This is a genomic window from Gordonia liuliyuniae (assembly GCF_021738805.1).
In the GTDB taxonomy this organism is placed as follows: domain Bacteria; phylum Actinomycetota; class Actinomycetes; order Mycobacteriales; family Mycobacteriaceae; genus Gordonia; species Gordonia liuliyuniae.
The window spans coordinates 491370-514564 of the sequence record NZ_JAKKOR010000005.1; the positions used below are offsets into that span (position 1 = coordinate 491370).

A 23195-nucleotide genomic window follows, 5' to 3' on the forward strand; every position below is an offset into this window, starting at 1 on the left:
GGGCATGGCGGCGCGTGCTCTCGCACTGGATCACCAGCGAGGACGATAAGCTCTACCGTCTCAATGACGTACGGAGCCTACGGGAGGTCGGACTGTCAGCGACGACGGTCCTACGCTGACCTCCGGCGAGGCTGTCTTCGGTAGTCTCTTTGACGCGCACGATCAACGCAGGATCGTCGCGCAGCATAGCCAAGGTCTCGATCGCGTAGTCGATCTCTACTGGTCCGACGTGATGACCTAGGACGTTCACGCGGTCAAGGCTCTGCAGGAGAATGTCCCGGGCGACAGTAGAGACCGGCAGCTCACGCTCGGCAGCGATCGCCTCGATCGCGTCCATCTCGTCGTCGTTGAGCCTGACCTGCAGTGTACGAGCGCGGCCATGCCCGCGCGTGACCTTCACATCGTTGCGGACTACTCGGTCGGGGTTCTGTTCGATCTCGTCAGCTTCGGCGAGGGCCTGCTCGAGTCTGCTCATCTTCTTGGTGCTCATGCTGTCGATCCCTTCTGGTTGTCGTATTTGCGTCGAGCGGTGGAGTTGGCCAGCCACCCGTTGAGTCCGTACGTCGTGCCGTCCTCCTCGTTGGTGGTGATGACCACCACGAGGTCTCCGGCACCGGTGGACCATCCTGTCGTTCGGTCGCTGACCCCGGACTTGCTGGCTGGGTCGGGTACCTCGACCAAGGCATCCGGGTCGGCGAGCGCCTCGTTTGCCCAGGCGACTGTGATGCCATGCTTGGCTCGCATGTATTCGCCCCGGTGACTCCAGTCCACGTCCACGCTTCTAGTGTATTACAACTGTAGTACATACAGCTACATGCTTTCGGTCACGACCACATGCCTCCAACACGCCCGCCCGTGACTACCTGGCAGCCCAGGTCAGCAGGGGTTGGACTCAGAAGCGCAGCGACGCCCGCTGCTCAAATGAAGCCCGCACCAATCGGTGCGGGCCTTCTCGTTGCACCCGTCGTCTCGTGTCCGCCGGTCCGTGTCCATGCTCAGGGGCACGCCGGGCAAGCCGTGTCCACGACCCTTACAGTCTCGGGGCGAGCCACGCGCTGCGCGGGGCGGCGGGCCGAGGGGTAAGGGGACATAGGTCGGATGCCCAAGACATCGGGGCGATCGACTCGCCGCTACAAGTCGCAGCAGAAGTCCTTCCTCGCCGAGTGTGCGGACCTGAACTCGCCGTGTCATCTGTGCGGGCAGCCGATCGACTACGCGGCACCCGCGGACGCGAGGGTGACGTTCCCGGATCGGTCGCAGAAGTTCATGCAACGTCGCGCGCTGTCGGTCGCTCAACGGTGGGGCCTTGTCGACGATCGCATTCACGTAGTCGCGATAGGCGTCGTCGCTCATGCTCGTCGGATTGATCATGCCCCGGCCGCCGTTCGACATGGTCTCCAGGACCTTGTCCAGGTCGTAACGAACGATGCGCGGGCCGATGCGCAGGCCCTGGATGAGTCCGGCCGCTTCCCACCGTCGTATGGTGATCGCCGCGACGCCGATCTCGGCGGCGAGCTCGCGCTGGTTTACAGTCTTCGTGGTGGTGACTACTCCCCCATTGGGGGCGCTCCTTGAGCGTTCCGAGCGCGGCGGTCGGAGCGAACATTGGCGTGTGAAGTCCGGCCGTCGCGTGCTTTGTTGTTTGACCATGTCCTTGTGTGGACAATCGCAGAGAAGGACACCCGCTCAAGGGACTGTCCACCGATGGTTGACCAAGCGCTGTCAATCGACGTGCTCGCCCCGCTGCCGAGAGCGCATCCGACGCTTACTGGGGTGAGCCGCCGTTCTGAGCGCGGGTCATTACCGGAATCCAGATTCGAGGAGCGCCGCCTGGTCGGCGAGCGCGATCGCGAGACCGCCTGCAGTGGTCGGATGCAGCGGCGCGGCTCCGTCGATCGACTGCACGAACGGAGCCGTCGAACACACCCCGTGCCCGGCGAACGACGGCAGCGCCGTCTGGAACGACGACGCCCGCGCCCCCTCGGCGAGCACCGTGTTCAGCGACTGCAGCCAACCCCGCAGAACCTTCTCCTTCTCTTCGGTGATGCCGAGGTCGCGCACGCAGGCGGTGTCGTCCGACAGCGGATCGTAGTACTGGTTGATGACGACCGTCGGAGGGTTGGGTAACGACCGCAACTGGGTGAGCAAGACGAGATAGTCACGGGTGAACACCGACAACTGCTGCCGGAAGTACGCGTCCGTCGCGGCCCCGCCGCAGTCCGGCAGTGTCGCGCACAGACCGATCATCTGCGACCAGCGGACGTCGTTCGCGCCGACGCTGATGATCAGCGCGCCCGGTGCGTCGGCCAACGCCCGGGGCAGCTGTGGCGGCACCTCGTCGCCTCCGCGCTCCTGATCGCCGAGCAGACCTTCTCGAATGGTGGCACTGCTGCAAGCCAGATTGGCCACCTCCCACCCGGTGGATCGGTCCAATGCGACGGCGAACGATCCGCTGGTCCGCTCGCAGGCGGAGTCCTCCCGCGTCGGCGCGGCCAACGCCGGATTGCCGATCCCGGCCGCTGTCGAGTCGCCGATCACCACGACCTTGCCCGCCACTCCGGTCGGCGTCTCGCGGGGTGCGGCCACGGCAGGCGGCGCGGCGCCGACGAGCGACGCGAGCGAATCGATGCCTCGTAGTTGGTCGGTGGTGGAGAACGCCGTCGACACGAACGCCCCGACGTTGACGGCCACCGCGAAGAGCGCCCCCACGACGACGAACGCGATCGACGGTTTGAGCGACCGCCGCTGCCAGCCCGCAATCGCGCCGAGCAGCAGCACCGTCACCGCCGCGACGATGAGGACTTGCAGGATCAGATAGTTTCGCCAGCCACTGACGAGCGCATCCGTCAACTCCTGCTGCGCCGCCGACCGCGCGGACTCGTCGCTGTCGGGTCCGGCGAGGTCGGTGAGCTGCTCGGTCAACTGCAGATCGGTAAGTTCGAGGCGCGGCCGGATCGGTCCGGAGAATTCGATAGTGCTCGGCAGCTCCTGCCCGAACAGATCCACTTCGCCCGGGCCGCTCCACGACAGTCCGCTCCACGATAAGGAGGGCTGCGTCGCACCCACACGGACCGTCTGCCCGACCGCCTCCACCGTCTGCATCGGGGTGACCCACAGTGCGACGGCTATCGCGATGGCGGTCGCGACGACGATCACGGCGACGTCCAACAATCGCTTGGCCATACATCGAGCATGTCACGCCCCGGGCGTGGCAGCCGACCGCTCGCCCACGCCCAGGGCACGAGATTGTGCACAGGGTTAAGGCCTGAGCACAAAGTAGTGCCCTGGGCACGAACGATCACGCCCTGAGCGCAAACCACTCCCGCCCAGGGCGTGATCCCCAGGCGTCTTACAGCGGCGGGCGGACCTCGATGACCTGTCCCTGGTGCACCAGTTGCAGCGGTCCAGGGTAGGCGGCGGACGCCTCGTCCAAGATGGCGTCGGCGTCGCTCCACGGGACGATGTGGGTCAAGGCCAGCGAGCGCGCCGAAGCTCGTGCGGCGACCTGGCCGGCTTCGGTCCCGGACAGGTGCAGCCCCATCGGCCGCGCGTCGGGCTCGTGAGTCCACGACGCCTCGCACAGGAACAGATCGCAGTCGCGGGCGAGCTCGACCACCTCGTCGCACACGCCGGTGTCACCGCTATACGCGAACACTTCGCCGTCCGGTCCGGTGATGCGCAGACCGAATGTGCTCGGCGGATGGTCCACCTTGAACGGCTCGATGTGCAGACCGTGAATGTCGACCGCCGTCCGGTCCACCCATTCTCGGACGTCGTAGGTGTCGGAGATGTCGTCGACCTGCCCCGGGTACTCCGACGCCCCCGCACCGATGCGCAGCGCAGTGCCCGCCGGACCGTACAGGAGCGACCGTTCGGTCGCCTTCTCCGGCGCCCACCGACGCCACACGAGCATCGCGGGCATGTCCATGCAGTGATCGGCGTGCAGGTGACTCAGCAGGACGGCGACGCGATTTGGATCGGCGTGCTGGAGCAGTTCGCCGAACACCCCGTGCCCGCAGTCGATCAGCACCGGCTCGTGGCCGTCGGCCTGAAGTAGATAGCCCGAGCACGCGGCACCGGGGCCGTTCACGCTCCCCGAACACCCGAGCACCGTCAATCGCATACAGCCCACTTTGCCATGCTCAACTCGGAATCAAGCATCGAACGGGGCGCGGGTGATCGACCGATTCGCGGCACACCTGAAGCGAGACAGATCACAGGAGACTCGTCAGAAGTGCGTCACATGGTTTATCTGCGGGCCGAGGAAGCGTCGCGACAACTTCGTGAACTGCTCCGGATCGCCTGTCGCAGAGAACAACCGGTGGGCTTCACGCCCGTCGTGTGGATTGAGCGACTCGGTCTCGGTCAACACCCGGAACGTGTCCTTCGCCGTCTCTTCGGCACTCGATACGAGCGTCACCTCGTCGCCCATCACCAGCTGAATGACGCCCGAGAGCAACGGGTAGTGAGTGCACCCCAGAACGACGGTGTCCACGCTCGCCTCCTGCAACGGCTCCAGATATCCCTGGGCCAGTTGGAGGATCTGGCGTCCGCTGGTCACACCGCGTTCGACGAAGTCGACGAACCGCGGGCACGGGACGGCCGTGATCTCCATGTCGCGGGCCGCCGCGAACGAGTCCTGGTAGGCGCGCGAGGCGATGGTCGCCTCCGTCCCGAGGACACCGATCCTGCCGTTGCGAGTCGCCGCTACGGCACGTCGGACGGCGGGCAGGATCACTTCGATCACCGGGATCGGCGCGTACCGCTCCCGGGCGTCACGGAGCATCGCGGCCGACGCCGTGTTGCAGGCGATCACGATCGCCTTGACGCCGCGCCGCATCAGTTCGTCGCCGATCGACAGTGCGTGACCCCGGATCTCCGGGATCGTCAGCGGTCCGTAGGGACCGTTTGCCGTGTCGCCGATGTAGACGATGTCCTCGTCGGGCAGCAGATCGATCACCGCGCGCGCGACGGTGAGGCCGCCGACGCCGGAGTCGAAGATCCCGATGGGTCCGTGGTTCAGGACAGTCCTCCCGGTTCGATGGCCTTCCGGCCGGTGGACGGCTTACCGGAAGCCGAGGTCGCGGTCATCCACGCCGCGAGCACGCCGCCGACGGCGCCGAACAGGTGCCCCTGCCACGACACGCCGGACGTCCCCGGCAACGCACCCCACAGGATGCCGCCGTAGACGACCAGGATGACGAGGCCGCCGAGCACCTGCCACACGTCACGATTGAACAGGCCGCGCACGATCAAGAACGTCAACCATCCGAAGACGATTCCCGAGGCGCCGACCGTGATCGACATCGACGGGGACGTCAACCACACTCCGAGTCCAGACACCACCCACACGACGGCGGTCACCAGTAGCGCACGACCACTCAACAGGACGAAGAACCCGAGTACCAGCCCCGGGATGAGGTTCGAGATCAGGTGAGCGAAGTCAGCGTGCAGGAACGGCGCCCAGATGACTCCCGGCAGACCCGACCACGTGCGCGGCACGATGCCGTGTGTGTCGAGGCGACCGTCCATCACGACGTCGAGCAGCTCGACGGCGAACATGATCGCTGTGACGACCGCCAGGACGATGACGATCTGCAGCCAGCGGTCCCAGGGTCTCGACGCCGCTCGGCCGGCAGAGGGGTCCGCGAACGGATCCGGCAGGTTCGCGGTCACTCGTCTCCGGTCCCGAACGCGAAGCCGCCTGCGAATGCTGATGCGACGACGTCGCGGTAGGACGGGATCCCGGCCACGGTGCGCGCGGTCACGACGGCCGCGACGATGGCCCGTTGGACGACCGTCGCGGACGCCTCAGCCAGCGCGGCGACGACGGCAATGTCCGACTCCATGCCGGACGGGATGTCGACGGCGGCGTCCGGGTCGGCGACCCGCGCACCGGTTGCGACCGCGAACAGCGTGTCGCCGTCGAGCGGCGAGTGGGCAGGTCGGACGGCGCGGGCGATCCCGTCGTGCCCGGACATCGCGAGCCTGCGCACGGCGGGCACCGACAACGTCGCATCGGTGGCGACCACGCCGATCGTGGTGTTCAGGACGGTGCCCTTCGCTTCGAGCGCCCGCAGCCGGGTCAACTCGGCGACGGCAGGCGGCCGCAGCCCGTGGTGGGCGAGGTCTTCGGCACCCCACGGCAGCCCGGTCTGCGGGTCGACAACCTGGCCGACGGGGTTCGCGACGACGAGGGCTCCGACGGTCAGGCCGCGTGCGGGCCCGTCAGTCACCGTGATCGACGCGGTCCCCACTCCGCCTTTGAGTACCCCGGCGCGCGCGCCCGCGCCCGCACCGACGGAGCCGACCGCGAACTCGGTTCCCGCCGCGGCGAGCGCACGCTCCCCGAATTCCGCGTCCGGTCGGTTCTCCCACCCGCCGACGGGCAGATCGAAGATGACCGCTGCGGGCACGATCGGCACCACGTGGCCTTGACGGTCCATCGGCAGCCCGATGCCCGCCGATTCGAGTCCGCGCATCACGCCGTCCGCCGAGGACAGTCCGTAGGCGCTGCCGCCGGTCAACACGACGGCGTCGGCGCCGCGCACGCTGTTGCCCGGTTCGAGCAGATCGGTCTCCCGCGTGCCCGGACCGCCGCCGCGCACGTCGACCGCGGATGTCGCCCCGCTTGGGACGGTCACGACGGTTGCGCCGGTCGCCCAGCCCACCCCGGGCTCGGTAGCCGTCCCGACCACGACCACGTCGTCGATCAAATGGTGGTGTCCGACGCCGATTCCGGCGACGTCGGTGATCCGGTTCCCCGGTTGCGCAACGGGCAGTCGATCGGTCATTCGGGGACGTCCCAGTCCGACTGCGTCCACTCGTCTGCCATCAACGCTTCGACGAGCAGCCCCTGCACCACCGACAGCCAGTCGTACACGTCACGGTGCGCAGCTTGCGGATGGTCGGGCGGCAGCCGCATCGGCTCGTCGTCGATGCCGAGCATAGCGCCGAGCGCCAACCGCACGTCGGTGAGCGCCGACAGCCAGCGGTCGGCTTCCGCTTCGGTCAGCCGGATGTCGCCGCCACCGGGAGGCAGGGTGTCCAGGACGGTACGTGCCGCGTCGAGTTTGGCGTCGATGATGTGGGGTTCGTTGACGCTTCGGAGCCCGCCGTTGAGGTCCGAGGCCACCGATGCGGCGGTCAACTCGTCCTCCTGGTCGGGGCGGTGGAAGTCGGGCAGGAGGCGTCCCAGCGTCACGTCTTCCGGCGCACGCGAATGGCCGGTGGCGATGCCGGTGAGCGCCGACAGCTCGTCACTCGGCGCCGAGTCCCCGCGTTCGACGAGCAACTCGGAGATCGACTCGACCATGGAGGCGAGCAGTTGGCACTCGTAGGTCTCCAGGTTCGAGCAGATCCGCACCTGTGTGCCGGTCCCGGTCCGCCGCCACGTCCTCATCGGGGTCGCCTCACGAGTCGTGCTGCATCGTCGCCCACAGACCGGCCGCATGCAGCTTGCGGACGTCGATCTCGATCTTGGTGCGGTCGCCCGAGGAGACGACCGCCTTGCCCTCGTTGTGTACCTGCATCATGAGTTCGCGTGCTCGCGCCTCCGAATATCCGAACAGCTTCTGAAAGATGTACGCCACGTAGTTCATGAGGTTCACCGGGTCGTCCCAGACCACGGCGACCCACGGTCGGTCCGTCACGACCTCGGGTTCTGCCACCGCGGTACCGGTGCTCGTGCCCGGCGTCGACTCATCGCGCACCATGAGTAATAGGGTAGCGAATGTGACCGGTACCGCGCTGCTGACAGACCAGTACGAACTGACCATGATCTCCGCCGCCATCAAGGCCGAGCGCGCAGATCGTCAGTGCGTGTTCGAGGTGTTCGCCCGACGACTCCCCGACGGCCGGAGGTACGGCGTTGTCGCCGGCACCGGCCGTGTCCTGGAAGCTCTCGAGGAGTTCCGCTTCTCCGGCGACGAGATCTCCGCCCTGCGTGGCATCGTCGACGAGCCGACCCTCGACTGGCTGGCCGACTACCGTTTCTCCGGCGACATCGACGGCTACCGAGAGGGCGAGCTCTACTTTCCCGGCTCCCCCATCATGACCGTGCGCGGCGGCTTCGCCGAAGGCGTCGTCTTGGAGACGGTGATCCTGTCGATCCTCAACTACGACAGTGCGATCGCCTCGGCTGCCGCCCGCATGGTGAGCGCAGCCGCCGGTCGACCGATCATCGAGATGGGTTCGCGACGCACCCACGAGCGGGCCGCGGTGGCCTCAGCGCGCGCCGCCTACCTCGCGGGACTGACTGCGACGAGCAACCTGGAAGCCGCCCGCACATACGGTGTCCCGAGTGCTGGCACCGCGGCACACGCCTTCACCCTGTCGTTCGCGACGGCCGACGGCAGCGATGAGAAGGCCGCGTTCGCCGCGCAGATCGACGCACTCGGCACCGGGACGACGCTGCTCGTCGACACCTACGACATCCGGCAGGGCGTCGAGAACGCGATCGCCGTCGCGGGACCTGAACTCGGCGGTGTCCGCATCGACTCCGGCGACCTCGGCGTCCTCGCGCGCCAGGTCCGCGCCCAGCTCGACGGCCTGGGCGCCACCTCCACCCAGATCGTGGTCTCCGGCGACCTCGACGAGTACGCGATCGCGTCTCTGCGGGCCGAGCCCGTCGATACCTACGGCGTCGGCACCGCGCTGGTCACCGGCAGCGGCGCACCGACCGCGGGCATGGTGTACAAGCTGGTCGAGGTGGACGGCGTCCCGGTCGCCAAACGCTCCAGCCGCAAAGAGAGTCACGGCGGGGCCAAGCGCGCACTACGCGCCGCGCGTGACACCGGCACAATCGTCGAGGAGATCGTGGTGACCGGCGGGGGTATCGCAGACGGGGATGTGGCGGATGAGGGTGTGTCAGGCGATTGGGCTGTCGACGGACTCGGTAGCCTCAAGGCCAGGGATCTACAGATCCCGCTGGTGCGCGGTGGGCGCGTCGTCGACGACGTTCCGACGCTCGCCGACGCCCGCGAGCATCTCGCACGCGGCCTCGTCTCCCTGCCGTGGGAGGGCCTGGGCCTGAGCCATGGCGACCCCGCCGTCGGCACCCGCTACATCACGCGACCGGAGAAATAATGTCCACCCACCGAGCCCTGATCGTCGTCGATGTGCAGAACGACTTCTGCGAGGGAGGGTCACTCGCCGTCATCGGCGGGGCGGCAGTCGCAGCAGGTGTCAACACGATCACCAGCGACTACTCGACCGTCGTCGCCACCCGCGACTACCACATCGATCCCGGGTCACACTTCTCCGACGATCCGGACTTCGTCGACTCGTGGCCACCGCACTGCGTGGCGCGTACCGACGGTGTCGGCTTCCATCCGACGCTGGGCACCGAACCGTTCCAAGCCGTCTTCGACAAGGGCGCCTACTCGGCCGCCTACTCCGGGTTCGAGGGGGCCGACGCCCACGGGACGTCGCTCGCCGACTGGTTGAGCGCCCGTGAGATCACAGCGGTCGACGTCGTCGGCATCGCGACCGATCACTGTGTGCGCGCCACCGCCGTCGACGCGGCGCGCCTCGGCCTGCACACCCGCGTCCTGCTCGACTTCACCGCGGCCGTCGCCGAAGCGACCACCACGACCGCCCTGCACGAACTCCGGGAGACGGGCGTCGAGGTGACCGGGACGCTGCTGCACACCGGCACGCCTGCCGCGTGAGCGTCCCCGATGTCCCCGAGCTCCTCGACCACGCGGTCGCCGCGCTCGGCGGCACCCGACGCGACGGACAGGTGACGATGGCGACCGCCGTCGCCTCAGCGATCGAGGACGCCGAGCATCTGGCCGTGCAGGCGGGCACCGGCACCGGCAAGTCGTTGGCGTACCTCGTCCCGTCGATCCGGCACGCCGTCGAATCAAACGAGACGGTGGTCGTCTCGACGGCGACCATCGCGCTGCAACGCCAGTTGACCGAACGCGACCTGCCGCGGCTGGCGTCGGCGTTGGCTGAACCGATCGGTCGCGAACCCAAGTTCGCGATCCTCAAGGGCCGCGCCAACTATCTGTGCTTGAACAAAGTGCACACGGGTGTCGCGGACGAACCCGACACCGAACTGTTCGACGCCTTCGAGCTGTCGCGGACCGGTCGCGAGGTGACGCGCCTGCGCGAGTGGACCTCCGACACCGAGACCGGCGACCGCGACGACCTGCCGCAAGGCGTGTCAGACCGCTCGTGGCGTCAGGTGAGTGTGACCTCCCGAGAGTGTCTCGGCGCCAATGCCTGCCCGTACAGCGAAGACTGCTTCGCCGAGATCGCCCGGCGCAAGGCCGGGGCGTCCGACGTCATCGTCACCAACCATGCGATGCTCGCGATCGACGCGATGAGTCCGGCGACGATCCTGCCGGAACACAAAGTGGTGGTGATCGACGAGGCCCACGAACTGGTCGACCGGATCACGTCGGTGACCACCGAAGAGATCTCCGCCGCGGGCGTCACCCTGGTGGCCCGCCGCCTCGGCAAGCTCGTCTCCGACGAGACGGCCGACGCGCTCGTCGGCGCGGGCGAGCAGCTCGGCATCCTCCTCGAGGAGTCGCAGAATGGCGAGTGGACGCGTCTGCCGAACGGTGCCGGCGAGATCCTCGCCTCCCTGCGTGACCGGCTGTGGAACGCGCGCAGCGAGATCGGACCCGCTAAACCCGGCACCGACCCGGAGGCCGCGGCCGCCCGCCAGATGGCGATGTCGGCGACCGACTCGCTCCACGACACCGTGGTCCGCACCCTCACCGTGTTCGGCGAGGCCGACATCACCAAGCGGTTCGACGTCGTCTGGAAGGCGGTCGACGACTTCCGCAACAACACGCGCCACACGCTGCGGATCGCCCCGCTGTCGGTGGCCGGCCTGCTGCGGACGTCGCTGTTCACTGACTCGACGGTCATTCTCACGTCTGCGACATTGACGCTCGGCGGCAACTTCGACGCGCTCGCGCGCACATGGGGCCTGCCACCGCACGGGGATGTCAATGACGATGGGGCAAGCGGGAACGGCTGGCGCGGACTCGACGCGGGCTCGCCGTTCGACTTCCCGAAGGCGGCGATCCTGTACGTCGCCGACCGCCTGCCGCCACCCGGCCGCGACGGGATCGCGGCGGCGACGCTCGACCAGATGGTCGAGATGATGACCGCCGCCGGCGGACGGACCCTCGGTCTCTTCTCGTCGATGCGGGCCGCGAAGGAGGCCTCCGAGAAGCTGCGCGAACGTGTCGACTTCCCGATCCTGTGCCAGGGCGACGACGCGACGTCGACGCTCATCAGGCGGTTCGCCGACGACGAGGCGACATGCCTGTTCGGCACGCTGTCCCTGTGGCAGGGCGTCGATGTTCCCGGGCCGTCGCTCCAGTTGGTGATGATCGACCGCATCCCGTTCCCGCGGCCCGACGATCCGCTCCTGTCGGCACGCCAACGCGATGTGGACGCCAGGGGCGGCAACGGATTCCTCACCGTGTCGGCGAATCACGCAGCCCTGCTGCTGGCGCAGGGCGCGGGTCGTCTCCTGCGGTCGACGGCCGACCGCGGCGTGGTCGCCGTCCTCGATCCCCGGCTCGCCACCGCCCGCTACGGCGGATACCTGATGGCGGGTCTGCCACCGTTCTGGAAGACACGCGACAAGGGCGCCGTCGTCGCCGCGCTCCGACGGTTGACCGCGGGATAGCCGGGCGTGGATTCGATCGCACGACTGTTGGCGGGCACGCATCCGAGCCCGCAGACGGTGCTCGGCGCGCACGACGGCATCGTCCGCGCACTGCTGCCCGGAGCGCGCGGCGGCCACATCGTCTCGTCAGACGGGAGCCGTGAGCCGCTGCGCCACGTCGACGGCCCGCTGTTCACAGCGGACCGCCCAGATTTCCCCTGCACGGGTGTCCCCCGCACCGATCTCCCCAGAGCCGATCTCCCCCGCACCGACTACTGGTTCTCGGTCGACTACGGCGACGTCACGGTGGACGTCGACGATCCGTATCTGTTCGGTCCGCGGTCGAGCGCGGCCGAGCGCGTCGCGATCGGGGTGGGCCCGGACGCCGTCGTCGACGTGCTCGGCGCGTTCGCCCGCCATCGAACCACCGTGTCGGGTCGCCAGGTATCCGGCGTCGACTTCGCCGTGTGGGCGCCCAACGCGCGAGGCGTCGCCGTCTTCGGCGACTTCGACGCGTGGGGTGCGCAGCAGTATCCGATGTCCCGTCGCGACGGCGTGTGGGAGTTGTTCGTGCCGGGCGCTTCCGTCGGTGACCGCTACAAGTATCGGGTCGTCGGAGCCGACGGGTTGATCCGCGACAAGGCCGATCCCCTCGCTCATCGAACGCAGTGCCCACCCGAGACCGCGTCAATCGTCGACGCCCCGTCGCAGTACTCGTGGTCGGACACCGACTGGATCACCGACCGGGAGCTGGCCGACCCGGTCCGCCGCCCGCTGAGCGTCTACGAGGTGCACCTCGGGTCGTGGCGTCCGGGTCTGGACTATCGGCGTGCCGCACATCTGCTCGCCGACCATGTGACCGAACTGAACTTCACCCACCTGCAACTACTGCCGCTCACCGAGCACCCGTACGGGCCGTCGTGGGGGTATCAGGTCGGCTCATTCTTCGCGCCGACCGCCCGTTTCGGTGCGCCCGACGATCTGCGGTACCTCATCGACCACTGCCACCGGCGCGGGCTCGGGGTGATCCTCGACTGGGTGCCCGCGCACTTTCCGAAGGACCCGTTCGCACTCGGCGAGTTCGACGGCACCCCGCTCTACGAGCACGCCGACCCGCTGCGGCGCGAACAACCCGATTGGGGAACGTACGCATTCAATCTGGGGCGCGACGAGGTGCGCAGCTTCCTGCTGGCGAGCGCCCGCTACTGGTGCGACGAGTTCCATGTCGACGGGTTGCGCGTGGACGCCGTCGCCGCCATGCTCTACCGCGACTACTCGCGGGGTCCGGGCCAGTGGCGGCCCGCGCCCGACGGAAGTCACCGCAACGAGGAGGCCGTCGACTTCCTGCGCGACCTCACCGACATGGTCCGCGGCGATCATCCGGGTGTGGTGGTGATCGCCGAGGAGTCGACGGCGTGGCCGGGCGTGACCTCACCGACGGCCGACGGCGGGCTGGGCTTCGACTTCAAATGGGACCTCGGCTGGATGCACCGGACCCTCGACTACCTCGGGACCGAACCCGCCCACCGAGGCGGGCAGAACCCGGCCCTGCTCGACTCGTTGACCGGCGCCGTCCGCGAACGCTACGTGCTGCCGTTGAGCCATGACGAGATGGTGCACGGCAAAGGCACGCTCACCACGCGGATGCCGGGCGACGACCGGGCGCGTGCCGACCACGTGCGCGCGCTCCTCGCCTACCAGTGGGCGCATCCCGGGAAGAACCTGCTCTTCATGGGCCAGGAGTTCGGTCAGGTCGGCGAATGGTCCGATCATCTCGGTGTCGACTGGGGTGCGCTCCACGGCGACGACGGGCCCGTCCACCGCGGGATCGCACGTCTGGTCGGCGACCTCGGCCGACTCATGCGGGCCAGACCCGCCCTGTATCGCGGTGATGCCGATGCCGCCGGTCTGGACATCCTCGACACCAGCGACACTGAGCACGCCGTCGTCGCGTTCGTGCGCTGCGACCCCGACGGGGACGATCTCGTCGCGTGCCTGTTCAACTTCTCCGACGACGATCTCCCGGACTACCGGATTGGGCTGCCGGTCGCGGGACGCTGGCGCGAGATCCTCAACACCGCCGCCCTCGACTATCGCGGGTCGGGCGTCGGCAATCTCGGCGCCGTCCACGCGTACCCGCAGCCCAGTCACGGCCGCAGCGCCAGCGCCTGGGTGGCCCTGCCCGCTCGCTCGTCGGTCTGGCTCGCGCCCGACGACGACGTTCAGCACTAGCGCCGAGTCCGGTCTGGCTACTCAGTAGAGCGCGGCGGCGAGCTTCCGGCGAGCCGAGACCACGAACGGCTCCGCGGGGTCGAAGAGCTCGAAGAGCTCCAACAGGCGGGTGCGTGCGCGGGCCTTATCGTCGCCGTCGGCGGAGCGAACGACGTCGATGATCCGATCGAAGGCCTGCTCGGGACGTTGACCGAGCAGCAGGACGTCGGCGGCCGCGAACTGGGCGTCGATGTCGCCGGGTTGCGCGGTCTCCAAGATCGTCGGGTCGTGTTCCTGCGCGCGGATCATGAACTTCACGTTCCGCGCCGCCGACGCGGCCTCCGTGTTGGTCGGCTCCAACGCGACGATCGCCTCGTAGGCGGCGAGTGCGCCGTCGAAGTCGCCGGAGTTCAACAGTTCTTCGGCGGCCACCATGCGCGGATCGTCTTCCGGCTCGGGCTCGTCGACACCCGCGTCGGGGGCCGGGATGCCCATCTTCGAGGTGACCTCGTCGAGCCACGCGCCGACCTGTTCGAGCGGCTGCCTGCCGTCGAACGCCGACACCGGCTGCCCGCCCGCGAGCGCGATCGCGATCGGCACCGACTGCGCGCCGAACGCCTGCGCGATCCGCGGAGCGACGTCGACGTCGACGCGCGCCAGCGTCCATGCACCTGCCGCACGTGCCGCGAGCTGTTCCAGGAGCTGAGCCAGCTGGACGCTCGGTTCGCTCCACCCCGCCCACAGGAGAGTGATGACGAGTTGGCTGTCCGACCGCGCGACGACATCGGACTCGAAGGTCGCCTCCGTGACGTCGATGATCGACGCCCCCTCGGGGGGCGGGCCGGGAGCCTGCTGCTCGGCGCCCGGCTGCGGGGCGGGCGCTGCGGCCCGCGCCCGCTGAGCCTCGGCACGTTCTTTCAGGACGGACAGATCGACGGCGCCCGACATGGCGCCTGCCTGCTGCATGGCCGCTGCGGCGGTCTGCCTGCGGTTCATAGGACTGCTCACACTGTCAGTTTGTCACGGTCCACTTCATCGCCGCCAGGTGCGCTCGCATCGTGCGACAGCTCGCCCAGGTGGCCGTTGCGGCGCGCCCACACCTCGAACCAGACTGTGAAGAACGGCGGGATCGACGCGAGGCCGGCGAGAATGAGGGTTTTAATGTTCCACTTCAGTGCGATCGCCGCCCACACCGTGACGATCAGGTAGATGACGAACGCCGCGCCGTGCGCCATTCCGGGATACCGCACCGCGGAATCGATGCCGCCCCCGTACTTGAACGCCATGCCGATGAGCAGCGCGGCCCAGGTGATGGCTTCGACGACGGCGAAGAAGCGGAAGCACTTCGCGGGAGTGGTGAGAGTGAAGAAGTCTTTCATGCCGATCACGCCTTCGGGACGCGCACGATGAGCGCGTCTCCCTGGCCGCCTGCGCCGCACAGTGCGGCAGCGCCGATCCCGCCGCCGCGGCGGGCGAGTTCGAGTGCCAGGTGCAGCGTGATGCGAGCGCCGGACATGCCGATCGGGTGGCCGAGCGAGATCGCACCGCCATTGACGTTGACGATCTCGGGGTCGACGCCAAGAGACTTGGTCGACGCGAGGCCGACGACGGCGAACGCCTCATTGAGCTCCAGCAGATCGAGATCGGCGGGCGTGATGCCCTCCTTCTCGCATGCCTTCAGGATGGCGTTGGCCGGCTGCTCCTGCAGCGACGAGTCCGGGCCCGCGACGACGCCGTGGGCGCCGATCTCGGCGAGCCAGGTGAGACCCAGCTTCTCGGCCTTCGCCTTGCTCATGACCACGACGGCGCACGCACCGTCGGAGATCTGCGACGCGTTGCCCGCAGTGATCGTTCCACCCTTGGCGAATGCGGGGCGCAGCTTGCTCAACGACTCGACGGTCGTGTCGGCGCGGACCCCCTCGTCGGTGGTGAAGGTGACCGGATCGCCCTTGCGCTGTGGGATCTCGACCGGAACGATCTCGTTGTCGAAGACGCCGTTCGCGGCGGCAGCGGCGGCCAACCGGTGGCTGCGTGCGGCGAACTCGTCCTGCTGTTCCCGAGTGAAGCCGTCGGTGGCGTTGTGCTCCTCGGTGAGGCCGCCCATCGGCTGGTCGGTGAAGACGTCGTGCAGCCCGTCGTACGCGGTGTGGTCGACGAGCTCGGTGTTGCCGTACTTGAAGCCGCCGCGGCTCCCCGGGAGCAGATGAGGCGCCTGCGTCATCGACTCCTGGCCGCCCGCGACGACGCAGTCGAACTCTCCGGCGCGGATGAGTTGGTCGGCGAGAGCGATGGCGTCGATGCCCGACAGGCACATCTTGTTGATCGACAGCGCCGGGACGTCCCAGCCGATACCCGCCTTGACCGCTGTCTGGCGGGCCGGCATCTGCCCGGCGCCCGCGGTGAGGACCTGGCCCATGATCACGTAGTCGACCTCTGCGGGATCGACGTTGCCACGCTCGAGTGCGCCCTTGACAGCGACGGCGCCGAGGTCGACACCGGAGTGTCCCTTCAGCGTTCCCATGAGGCGTCCCAGCGGCGTGCGAGCGCCCGAGACGATGACGGTGGTGTTGTCGGACATTCAGCCAACTCCTAGTCGAAAACAGTGCATAGTCCCCTCCAAGCTACCGTTAGGGAATGAGTAACTCTGCATCCGAGCATGTGAACAGCACCACCTCTGACGACGGCGCATTGGCCTCGGTCGGCGACCTCGTCGTCGGCATCGACCACGTCGGCATCGCCGTCGCCGACCTCGACGCGTCGGCCGCCTGGTACCGCGACAACTTCGGCTTCGAGAATCTTCACGAGGAGATCAACGAAGAGCAGGGCGTCCGCGAGGCGATGGTCGGCCCGCGCGACGGTACCGGCGCACTGATCCAGCTTCTCGCCCCGTTGAACGAGGAGTCGACCATCGCGAAATTCATCGACCGCAACGGTCCGGGACTTCAGCAGATGGCGGTTCGGGTCACCGACCTCGATGCGATCACGACGCGTCTGACCGATGCAGGCGTGCGTCTGCTCTACCCCGCGGCCAAGCGCGGCACCGCCGATTCGCGGATCAACTTCGTGCACCCGAAAGACGCAGGCGGGGTCCTCCTCGAACTCGTCGAACCCGCAGCTGACGCGCACTAGCATCCCGGCTTCTACCAAACTGTGCGAGGACACGGGGCGGCGGGTCCGGTAGTACCGGAGTTCGCCGCCCTACACTAGAGGCATGTCAACTCCTGGCCAGCGTCAGAGCCCGTTCCCGATCGTCATGCGCGGGTACGACCGCGATCACGTCACCGACCACATTCGACGGCTCGACGCCGAGCTTCAGATGATTGCCGCCGATCGTGACTCCGCGCACGCGAGCGCCGACGACCTGCACGAACGCCTCGAGCAGGCTCGCGCTCAGGTGCACGGTCTTCAGCGGGAGGTCGACACCCTGTCGGTGCCGCCGACCACCGTCGCCGGAATGAGCGACCGTGTGTCCCGGATGCTTCAACTCGCCACCGACGAAGCCGCCGAACTTCGTGCGAACGCCCGTGACGAGGCTGCGGAGACGTTGAGCGTCGCCCGTCAGAACGCCCAGCAGGAGCGGGACGACGCGGCGGCCGCCGCGGAGCGCACGAAGGAGCTCGCGCAAGAGCACTCCGACTCCCTCATCACCGACGCCGAGCGACGCGCCGCCGACATCGACGCCGAGGCCGACCGAATCCGACGAGAGGCCGAAGCCGCTCTCGACGACGCGCGTCGTCGCGCCCAGGAGATCGTCGCTGACGCGGAGGCGGAGGGTGCGCGACTCCGCGGCGCCGCGCATTCGGTCGCGATGAGTCGGCTCGCGCGCTCGCGCGAACTGGCGGGCGCCGCTCACGACGCGCACGGCCAGATCCTCGACCACTTGGGCGCTCTGCGCCAGCATCTCACCGACCTGCCCGAGGCGCTCGCGCTGTCGGGCGACGAGCGGGATCTGGTGGCGATCGACGAATCCGACGATCTGGATCTGCTCAACCGGACGTTGTCGGGCCGTGACCGCTTCACCACGGGCGATCAGCCGGACGCCGACACCCCGGCCACTCAGTCGACCGATGTGCTCGACGCCGTCGACGACGAATACTCGATCGACGACTACGACAAGGACCGCTACGGCCCGTCTAGTCGTGACGAGAAGGCGCCGAGCGACGACGGGCACCGCACGGCCAGCGCCTGAGTCGAGAGTCAGAACAGTCTGAACTCGGTGCTCTCAGTACCGCGGAGCTGATCGTAATCCAGTGTCACGCAACGGATTCCACGATCGGTTGCCAGGGTCCGCGCTTGCGGTTTGATGACCTGCGCCGCAAAGACTCCCGCGACGGGCGCGAGGGTCGCGTCACGGTTGAGCAAGTCCAGGTATCGAGTCAGCTGCTCGACGCCGTCGATCTCGCCGCGTCGCTTGATCTCGACGGCGACCGTGCCGCCGTCCGCGTCGCGGCACAGGATGTCGACCGGCCCGATGGCGGTCATGTACTCGCGGCGAATCAGCGTGTACCCCTCGCCGAGAGTCGTAACGTGTTCGGCGAGCAACTCCTGTAGATGGGCTTCGACACCGTCCTTTACGAGCCCGGGATCTAACCCCAACTCGTGCGACGAGTCGTGCTCGACCGAGGCCACGGTAATCCGCAGTTGCTCGCCCGCCTTGTTGGTCACCACCCACACCGCTTGCGCGTCGCTGCCCTCGGGCGCCGCCTCTTCGGACAGCCAGCAGGGCGGGCTCATCCAGTTGAGCGGCTTGAACGCGCGATCGTCCGCATGGATGCTCACCGAACCATCCGACTTCACGAGAATCAGACGCTTCGCCATCGGCAGGTGCGCGGTCAGACGGCCGACGTAGTCGACTTGGCATTCGGCAATCACGAGTCTCACAGTCGCCGAGTGTAGGCGATGCCTACGACGTCACGGACGTGCGGGGACCATCGCGGACAACAAGGCGTCCAACTGCGCGGCCAGGTCACGCGCGGCACCTTCTTCGCCCAACGCGGACCGGCGGACAGCTCGCTCGAACGGGCCGTCGAACGCCGCGTAGACGCCAGCGGAGTCGAGCAGCGGAACGCTGCCGAGCAGCTCGCCGTACCGTGAGACCACCCGCCAGATCATCGCTTCGAGTTCGGCGTCGATCGCTTGAACCCCGTCGACGAGCGACGGTTCGAACAATGCCTGCAAGCGCAGGTCGTACCAGAGTTTATGGGTGGGCAAGTCGTCGGTCATCGTCACGACAAGACGTCGCACGAATCGCCTCCGGAGAGCATCCGCGTCGTCGACGTCGTCGAGCACGTCGTCGTAGGATGCGACGCATTCACTCTTGTAGAGCGCGACACAGTGCGCGATCAGATCCAGTTTGTCGGAGAAGTAGTAATGCAGCACGCCATGGCTGTACTCCGAGTTGGCAGCGATCTCGCGGAGACTCGTCCCGGCATACCCGAGTTCTGAGAGGGTCTTGAACGCTGCGCGCGCCAGTTCGTCCCGCTTCGCGGCGAGCTTCTTCGTCCGACGTCCCACACCGCGTTCGGCAGGAGACGACGACGGCGTCACCACTGTTTCGGCGGTCATGGTCATCCTCCTCCTGCTCTGGACGGTTCCCCCGAGCATAACCCGCGCGACAAGCGTCGACGATGCCGGTCACCACATCCTTTGACAATCGTACAAGTTTTTCCTTGACGATCGTCCAACATTCGGTAGTGTGACTCGCACCACTGGTAAATGCAGAAACGGGAGAAGAACTCATGAACGCATTCGACCTGAGCGGACGACGGGCACTCGTGACCGGCGGCGCCCAAGGACTCGGCGAGGGTATGGCGCGTGCGCTCGCCGCCGCCGGAGCTAAGGTCGTCATCGGCGATTTACAGACCGGTGCGGCCCAAACGGTCGCGACATCGCTCGGAGATGGACACGGCGTCGTCGCCCTCGACGTCACCGACGACGACGCCTGGGCGTCCGCGGTCGACTCCGCGACACAGCAGCTCGGCGGACTCGACATCGTCGTCAACAACGCAGGCGTCGAGATCAGCAGCCTGATGACCGAGATCAAGGCCGACGACATCCGACGTCAGCTCGACGTCAACATCCTCGGTACCGCGCTCGGCATCAAGCACGCCCTACGGACGATGCGGCCGGGCGGTGCGGCCGGCCGAGGCGGCGTCGTCATCAACGTCGCATCGGTCGCCGCGACCATCGCGTTCCCCGGGATCGGGATCTATTCGGCGACCAAATCGGCGATCGACCGCATGACACGGGTCGCGGCGATGGAAGCAGGCAAGCTCGGATACGGCGTCCGAGTCAACTGCATCTACCCCGGCCTCGTTCCGACCGAGATGGGTGCGGGCCTCGCCTCCGACATGGCCGAGCTCGGCCTGTTCGGATCGGCGCAGGAGGCCGTCGAAGCCGTCGTGGGGCTCACCCCGAGCGGCAGGCTCGGCGAAGTCACCGACATGGCCGACGCCGTCGTCTTCCTCTCATCTGACGCCTCACGCTTCGTCAACGGCGCCGGCCTGCCCGTCGACGGCGGCATGGGTATGTGACTCCTTCCTTCCGCCCTATCCCATCTCGCTGAACCGCCAACCCCACCCGAGGAGAACTCATGAGCACCAAACCCGTCGTCGTCTACGGAGCATCCGGCTACACCGGACGGCTCGTCTGCGAATTCCTCCGCCAGTACAACGTTCCGTTCACCGCCGCTGGCCGGAGCACCACCACGCTGACTGAATCGATGAACGCCCACGTCCCCGGCATCGAGACCGCGGACTACGAGGTCGTCGAGACCGAGCACACCGTCGACGCACTCACCGAACTGTTCCGCGGCAGCTCCGTCGTCCTCAACACCGTCGGCCCGTTCATGAAACTCGGCGACCCGGTCGTCGAAGCGGCACTGGCCGTTGGCGCGCATTACTCGGACACCACCGGCGAACAGGACTGGATCATCCACCTCGACGAGACGTTCCACGAGCGGTTCGCCGCCGCCGGGCTGCTCCTGGCTCCCGGTATCGCCCAGATGTACACGACCGGCGAGATCGCGGCCCAGATCGCGTTGGAGACGCCCGGACTCGACACCCTCGACATCGCGGTGTTCTGGGGCGGGAGCCCGACGATCGCATCGACACGCACAATCCTCGTCAACGCCGCAGGCGGCGCCGCCTATCACCTCGAACAGAACGAGTACGTGCCGTTCGACCCGACCCAGGGCCTCGTGCCGCTCATCGTCCCCGGACAGCACGAACTCGCCCAGTCGCTGCCGTGGGGCGGGACATCCCACCCGGTCTGGTTCAAACGTGATCCGCGCGTGGCCACGTGCAAGGCGCAGGGCGGCGTGTTCAACGCAGCACTCATGAACAACGTCCCGGTGATCGTCGCCGACGCCCTCGAGGCGACGAAGGACATGACGCCCGACGAACGCGACGACGCGCTCGACGCCGTCGCCGCGCAGGTGATGAACTCGATGCCGCCACGCGAGAACCCGCGCACGAACAAGTCACTCGACTCCGTGCACGCCTCCGGGCCGCTCGGTCGCGCGCACGTGGTGATCCACGGTAACAACAACTATCAGCAGACCGGCCTGCTCCAGGCCTACGCGGCGTACAGCCTCCTTCAACAAGCGCCGAAGCGTGTCGGGCTAGCGTCGGGATGCCAGGCGTTCGGCCATCGCGAACTGGAAGGCGTGCTTCGCGGGTTCGGTTTCATCGCGGCACCGATAGTCACGGTCGCGCAATGACAGCCCTCATCGTGCCCGGACTGCCGGAAGCTCGAGCCGCGAACTCGCCCCATGCGCCCGCCGTCTCGGACGCACGAGTGTCGTTGACCAACCGCGACTTCGGAGAGCTCGTCCGACGAGCCAGTGGTCATCTCGCCGACGCGGGCGTCGCACGCGGTGACGTGGTGGGTCTCCTCCTGTCCAACCGCGTGGAACTCGTAGTCGCCGTGTTCGCCGCGTGGCGACTCGGTGCGAGCGTCACGCCGGTAAACCCGGCGCTGGCGACGCCAGAGGTCGAGTTCCAAACGAGCGACGCCGGGGTCCGCGTGCTCATCGTTGAGCCCGATGCCGACGTCGCGGTACGGGTCCCGAAGATCAGCTGCGATCGCCTCGTGGAGCCCCGCCAGGGTAACGAGCCCGACGCCGTCATCGTCCACGGCGCGGAGGTCGCTCTCCTGATCTACACGGCGGGAACGACGGGGAGACCGAAGGGCGTGATGACGACCCACGCCAACATCGATGCGATGACAGCGACTTTCGTCGAGCACTTCAGTTTCACGGAGACCGATCACAGCCTCCTGGTCCTTCCGCTGTTCCACGCGAACGGCGTCGTCCTGGGCACACTGAGTCCGCTCCGCGCCGGCGGGCAGGCGACCATCCTCGGACGGTTCAAACCCGAGGCGTTCTTCCCCGCGGTGGAAGCGCATCGTCCGACGTACTTCTCCGCGGTGCCCGCCATCTACGCGATGCTGACCGCGCTGCCGGCCGATGTCCGACCGGACACGTCGTCGCTCCGGTTCGGGATCTGTGGTGCGGCGCCCATGCCAGCCGACCTGATCGGCCGGTTCGAGAGACGTTTCGGTGTGCCCATCGTCGAGGGTTACGGGCTCTCGGAGACGACGACCGCATCCGCGATCAATCCCGTCGACGGGCTACGTAAGCCCGGGACCGTCGGGCCTCCCCTCCCGGGTCAGCGGATTCGGATAGTGGACGCCGACCTCCGCGACGTGCCGAGCGGCCAGTCCGGCGAAGTCCTGATCGCAGGCGACGTGGTGATGGCCGGCTACCTCAACCGGTTGGAGGCCACAGCAGACACGATCGTCGACGGCTGGCTTCGGACCGGTGACATCGGGAGGTTCGACGACGACGGCTACCTGCAACTGGTTGATCGCGTGAAGGACATGATCATCCGCGGTGGTGAGAACATCTATCCGAAGGAAATCGAAGCAGTCATCTACTCGGACACTGGCGTCTTCGAGGCCGCCGTCATCGGACGGCCACACGACATCCTCGGCGAGGTCCCCGTCGCGTATCTGTCGTTCCGGGAAGGCGCGACCACGACGGTCGCGCACCTCGACGCGCTTCTCGCCGCACAGCTCGCGTCGGTGAAGAGACCCGTCGACGTCATCGTGGTCGACGACGTCCCGAAGAACCCCGTCGGCAAGATCGACAAGCCAACATTGCGAGCGATGGACGCGAAGACGACAGCGAAGGCCTAAGAGCTCAGGTGAACATAGAGTTAGAGCCCCCAACACGTGGTGTTGGGGGCTCTAACTCGGGTTTAGTTCGGCGGTGTCCTACTCTCCCACACTGGTTAGGGTGCAGTACCATCGGCGCTGGAGGGCTTAGCTTCCGGGTTCGGAATGG

General features: G+C 67.6%; 23 protein-coding genes and 1 rRNA gene. 9 read left to right on the forward strand and 15 right to left on the reverse strand.

The window, feature by feature from the left end; genetic code table 11:
• Positions 1-52 precede the first annotated feature (52 nt).
• The 9 genes from L5G33_RS07945 to clpS all read right to left on the reverse strand — a co-directional run bounded on the left by L5G33_RS07945 (position 53) and on the right by clpS (position 7715).
• On the reverse strand, positions 53-490 hold the full coding sequence (locus L5G33_RS07945; RefSeq protein WP_236997606.1) for a YlcI/YnfO family protein: 438 nt from the start codon (positions 488-490) through the stop codon (positions 53-55).
• Entirely contained in the window at positions 487-777 is a 291-nt protein-coding gene (locus L5G33_RS07950) for a transposase (protein ID WP_236997607.1), read from the reverse strand. Before L5G33_RS07950 ends, L5G33_RS07945 begins: the two co-directional genes overlap by 4 nt.
• A 1023-nt stretch (positions 778-1800) precedes the next feature.
• A complete protein-coding gene (locus L5G33_RS07955) occupies positions 1801-3183 on the reverse strand; it encodes a GDSL-type esterase/lipase family protein (RefSeq protein WP_236997609.1) in 1383 nt (460 codons plus the stop codon).
• Positions 3184-3349: 166 nt separating this feature from the next.
• Positions 3350-4123: a cyclic nucleotide-degrading phosphodiesterase gene (locus L5G33_RS07960; RefSeq protein ID WP_236997610.1), complete on the reverse strand. Its 774-nt coding sequence runs from the start codon at positions 4121-4123 to the stop codon at positions 3350-3352.
• 105 nt (positions 4124-4228) lie between these two features.
• Complete coding sequence (gene murI, locus L5G33_RS07965; RefSeq protein ID WP_236997659.1) at positions 4229-5023, reverse strand: glutamate racemase; 795 nt, start codon at positions 5021-5023, stop codon at positions 4229-4231.
• Complete coding sequence (locus L5G33_RS07970; RefSeq protein WP_236997660.1) at positions 5020-5562, reverse strand: rhomboid family intramembrane serine protease; 543 nt, start codon at positions 5560-5562, stop codon at positions 5020-5022. Before L5G33_RS07970 ends, murI begins: the two co-directional genes overlap by 4 nt.
• Before the next feature lie 110 nt (positions 5563-5672).
• Positions 5673-6794 (reverse strand): P1 family peptidase, encoded by a 1122-nt coding sequence (locus L5G33_RS07975; RefSeq protein WP_236997611.1) that lies wholly within the window; start codon positions 6792-6794, stop codon positions 5673-5675.
• Positions 6791-7402, reverse strand: a complete 612-nt coding sequence (aosR, locus tag L5G33_RS07980) for an oxidative stress transcriptional regulator AosR (protein ID WP_236997612.1) — start codon at positions 7400-7402, stop codon at positions 6791-6793. Before aosR ends, L5G33_RS07975 begins: the two co-directional genes overlap by 4 nt.
• 10 nt (positions 7403-7412) lie before the next feature.
• The gene (clpS, locus tag L5G33_RS07985) at positions 7413-7715 is read right to left on the reverse strand and encodes an ATP-dependent Clp protease adapter ClpS (RefSeq protein ID WP_236997613.1); all 303 of its coding nucleotides are present in this window, start codon (positions 7713-7715) and stop codon (positions 7413-7415) included.
• A gap of 19 nt (positions 7716-7734) precedes the next feature.
• On the opposite strand from clpS, the gene L5G33_RS07990 reads away from it, so the two are divergent.
• From L5G33_RS07990 to glgB, 4 genes are read left to right on the forward strand one after another with little or no spacing between them, the layout of a single operon-like run.
• Positions 7735-9087 (forward strand): nicotinate phosphoribosyltransferase, encoded by a 1353-nt coding sequence (locus L5G33_RS07990; RefSeq protein WP_372476873.1) that lies wholly within the window; start codon positions 7735-7737, stop codon positions 9085-9087.
• The gene (locus tag L5G33_RS07995; protein ID WP_236997615.1) at positions 9087-9671 is read left to right on the forward strand and encodes an isochorismatase family protein; all 585 of its coding nucleotides are present in this window, start codon (positions 9087-9089) and stop codon (positions 9669-9671) included. Before L5G33_RS07990 ends, L5G33_RS07995 begins: the two co-directional genes overlap by 1 nt.
• Positions 9668-11659 carry an ATP-dependent DNA helicase gene (locus tag L5G33_RS08000; RefSeq protein ID WP_236997616.1) on the forward strand — a complete coding sequence of 664 codons (1992 nt, stop codon included), beginning with the start codon at positions 9668-9670 and terminating at the stop codon, positions 11657-11659. Before L5G33_RS07995 ends, L5G33_RS08000 begins: the two co-directional genes overlap by 4 nt.
• Before the next feature lie 6 nt (positions 11660-11665).
• Positions 11666-13870, forward strand: coding sequence for a 1,4-alpha-glucan branching protein GlgB (gene glgB / locus L5G33_RS08005; protein WP_236997617.1), 2205 nt, complete (start codon positions 11666-11668; stop codon positions 13868-13870).
• A 21-nt stretch (positions 13871-13891) separates the two neighbouring features.
• Here glgB and L5G33_RS08010 read toward each other — a convergent pair whose 3' ends face one another.
• From L5G33_RS08010 to L5G33_RS08020, 3 genes are read right to left on the reverse strand one after another with little or no spacing between them, the layout of a single operon-like run.
• Positions 13892-14797 (reverse strand): tetratricopeptide repeat protein, encoded by a 906-nt coding sequence (locus L5G33_RS08010; RefSeq protein ID WP_236997661.1) that lies wholly within the window; start codon positions 14795-14797, stop codon positions 13892-13894.
• 56 nt (positions 14798-14853) lie between these two features.
• Positions 14854-15228 (reverse strand): DUF3817 domain-containing protein, encoded by a 375-nt coding sequence (locus L5G33_RS08015; RefSeq protein WP_236997618.1) that lies wholly within the window; start codon positions 15226-15228, stop codon positions 14854-14856.
• A 5-nt stretch (positions 15229-15233) separates the two neighbouring features.
• Complete coding sequence (locus L5G33_RS08020; RefSeq protein WP_236997619.1) at positions 15234-16427, reverse strand: acetyl-CoA C-acetyltransferase; 1194 nt, start codon at positions 16425-16427, stop codon at positions 15234-15236.
• 56 nt (positions 16428-16483) lie between these two features.
• Here L5G33_RS08020 and mce point away from each other — a divergent pair, with 56 nt between their 5' ends.
• Together mce and L5G33_RS08030 are read left to right on the forward strand one after the other, a co-directional pair.
• On the forward strand, positions 16484-16978 hold the full coding sequence (gene mce, locus L5G33_RS08025) for a methylmalonyl-CoA epimerase (protein ID WP_236997620.1): 495 nt from the start codon (positions 16484-16486) through the stop codon (positions 16976-16978).
• 82 nt (positions 16979-17060) lie between these two features.
• Positions 17061-18038, forward strand: coding sequence for a hypothetical protein (locus L5G33_RS08030; RefSeq protein ID WP_236997621.1), 978 nt, complete (start codon positions 17061-17063; stop codon positions 18036-18038).
• 8 nt (positions 18039-18046) lie between these two features.
• Here the strand turns inward: L5G33_RS08030 and nucS are convergent, their stop codons facing one another.
• Both nucS and L5G33_RS08040 read right to left on the reverse strand, forming a co-directional pair.
• Positions 18047-18730 (reverse strand): endonuclease NucS, encoded by a 684-nt coding sequence (gene nucS, locus L5G33_RS08035; RefSeq protein WP_236997622.1) that lies wholly within the window; start codon positions 18728-18730, stop codon positions 18047-18049.
• A gap of 30 nt (positions 18731-18760) precedes the next feature.
• Positions 18761-19414, reverse strand: a complete 654-nt coding sequence (locus L5G33_RS08040) for a TetR/AcrR family transcriptional regulator (protein WP_236997623.1) — start codon at positions 19412-19414, stop codon at positions 18761-18763.
• A gap of 173 nt (positions 19415-19587) precedes the next feature.
• On the opposite strand from L5G33_RS08040, the gene L5G33_RS08045 reads away from it, so the two are divergent.
• The 3 genes from L5G33_RS08045 to L5G33_RS08055 are packed head-to-tail and all read left to right on the forward strand — an operon-like array spanning position 19588 to position 23047.
• Positions 19588-20382 (forward strand): SDR family NAD(P)-dependent oxidoreductase, encoded by a 795-nt coding sequence (locus tag L5G33_RS08045; RefSeq protein WP_236997624.1) that lies wholly within the window; start codon positions 19588-19590, stop codon positions 20380-20382.
• A gap of 59 nt (positions 20383-20441) precedes the next feature.
• Positions 20442-21569, forward strand: coding sequence for a DUF5938 domain-containing protein (locus L5G33_RS08050; RefSeq protein WP_236997625.1), 1128 nt, complete (start codon positions 20442-20444; stop codon positions 21567-21569).
• Positions 21566-23047, forward strand: a complete 1482-nt coding sequence (locus L5G33_RS08055) for a class I adenylate-forming enzyme family protein (RefSeq protein WP_236997626.1) — start codon at positions 21566-21568, stop codon at positions 23045-23047. The genes L5G33_RS08050 and L5G33_RS08055 overlap by 4 nt, the downstream gene beginning before the upstream one ends.
• 65 nt (positions 23048-23112) lie before the next feature.
• Here L5G33_RS08055 and rrf read toward each other — a convergent pair.
• Positions 23113-23195: ribosomal RNA gene (gene rrf, locus L5G33_RS19520) — 5S ribosomal RNA — on the reverse strand; the annotation flags it as partial.